The 1,752-nt window shown below is 52.9% G+C and carries 1 protein-coding gene and 1 pseudogene; both read left to right on the top strand.

The features are described from left to right. Positions 1 to 442: 442 nt before the first annotated feature. Complete coding sequence (locus ACTG33_RS17150; RefSeq protein WP_439136489.1) at positions 443 to 1,333, top strand: SDR family NAD(P)-dependent oxidoreductase; 891 nt, start codon at positions 443 to 445, stop codon at positions 1,331 to 1,333. A gap of 79 nt (positions 1,334 to 1,412) precedes the next feature. After that, positions 1,413 to 1,752: pseudogene (locus ACTG33_RS17145) on the top strand (saccharopine dehydrogenase); the annotation flags it as partial.

Below are 1,752 nucleotides of genomic sequence, written 5' to 3'. Positions count from 1 at the left end.
ACAGGGATCGTCAGAGCTTTGTGAAACCTCAAAGCACAAACAGCCCAGCTCGCTCCGGGTGAGTTCAACGTGTGTGGCTAGTGCGGCCATCACTGCGTTTAAGTCTTTTTCGGGGACGGTGATGTGACCCTGGAGGGTGACTTTCGGCATGGAGAGCGGTTCAATTGATAGCAGGAATGAGGTTAAATCAAGCTTACAATACAAAACCCCATCCTACACGCTTACCGCTCACCCTGAACCTGCTGGAAAGTTCTTCCGCCAAACCATCACAACGGGTTATCACCCATTATTCAGAGACAGAATGGGCGTGCCTCATAACAGCCAAAAGCCCTTTCAAAATTGACAAGCAAGCGCTCGACTGGCGAGTCATGCTGGTCAAAACTTTCACTATTCCGCTAGAGTCAGTCGTCATAGTTTATCGTCATAAATCAAGGGTTACGGTATGAGTGAGTTTCAGGGTAAGACAGCGGTTATCAGCGGTGGCGCTGAAGGCATTGGTTTGAGTGTTGCTCGGGCAGTGGGCAAGCAAGGCATGAACGTGGTAATCGGTGATATCGACGAGCCCCAGTTGAAACTGGCCGAGCAATTGCTCTGCGATGAGGGTATTGAAGTCCTGGCCCTGCCACTGGATGTCACCAAGCCCGAACAGTGGCAGCAGATAGCAACATCGGCACAAGAGCGCTTCGGCAAGATTCACATGCTGGTGAATAACGCAGGGGTCAGTGGTACACCGGGTGTGATTGAGAAGACCAACATCCAGGACTGGAACTGGGTTATGGACGTTAACCTGATGGGGGTTATCTACGGCACCCAAACACTCATCCCCCTGATGAAGCAACACGGTGAAGGCGGCTGGCTGATTAATGTCGCCTCCATGGCCGGTATGATTGGCGTCCCCATGGGGCAAGCCTATACTGCGAGTAAGGTTGCTGTGGTAGGTATGTCCGAAAGCTGGCGCGCCGAACTGACACCTCAGAACATTCAGGTGTCGGTGTTGTGTCCGGCGTTTGTGCAAACGCGGATTAATCTCTCCTCGCGTAACAAACCCAGCGAGTACCAGACAGCCTCGGACAACGAGCAGGAGATGAGTCCGGCTCGCGCGGCCATGGCAGAGCATATGCAGAAAGTCATTGATCGAGGACTGGCGGTCGAAGTCGTCGGCGAACGCGTGATAGAAGCGATCCGCGCCAACGAGCTGTACATTTTTACGCACCCCAATTATCGAACGGTACTGCAGAAGCGTTTTGAAGCGGTTGATCAGGCATTCGAGCGTGCCGCGGCCAGCCCGCTGGTATCTCACCTGCTGGACGAAGAAATCGACGGCTTTATGTAGGGTTGAGGCACACGGCCCACTCACATAGAACAGCCGTTACTGATCAACCTTTACAAAATAATCATCAGAGAACATGACTATGTCTAAAAACAAAATCCTGTCTAAAAACAAAAGCCAGCCTAACAACAGAGAGTACGGAATTGTTGTCTACGGGGCGACGGGCTACACCGGTCGTCTGGTATGTGAATACCTGAACAAGCAATACGGCGTCAACGGTGACGTCAAATGGGCCATGGCCGGTCGCAGTCAGGACAAACTTGCAGCGGTGCGCGACGAGATGGGGATTCCTGCCGATGTGCCGCTGGTGGTAGCGGACTCCGGATCGAATGATTCCATCAAACAGCTGGTCGAAAGCACTCAGGTGTTACTGACCACCGTAGGCCCCTATCAACTGTATGGCTCGGATGTGGTCAAGGCCT

Source organism: Pseudomaricurvus sp. (assembly GCF_965662505.1).
Classification (GTDB): domain Bacteria; phylum Pseudomonadota; class Gammaproteobacteria; order Pseudomonadales; family Cellvibrionaceae; genus Pseudomaricurvus.
Note: the sequence above shows the minus strand (reverse complement) of the source record. Positions and strands in the feature narration are given on the sequence as shown.

Excerpts from the sequence above, each read along its gene's own strand:
- ACTG33_RS17150 (WP_439136489.1), top strand. The coding sequence starts at position 443 with ATGAGTGAGTTTCAGGGTAAGACAGCGGTTATCAGCGGTGGCGCTGAA.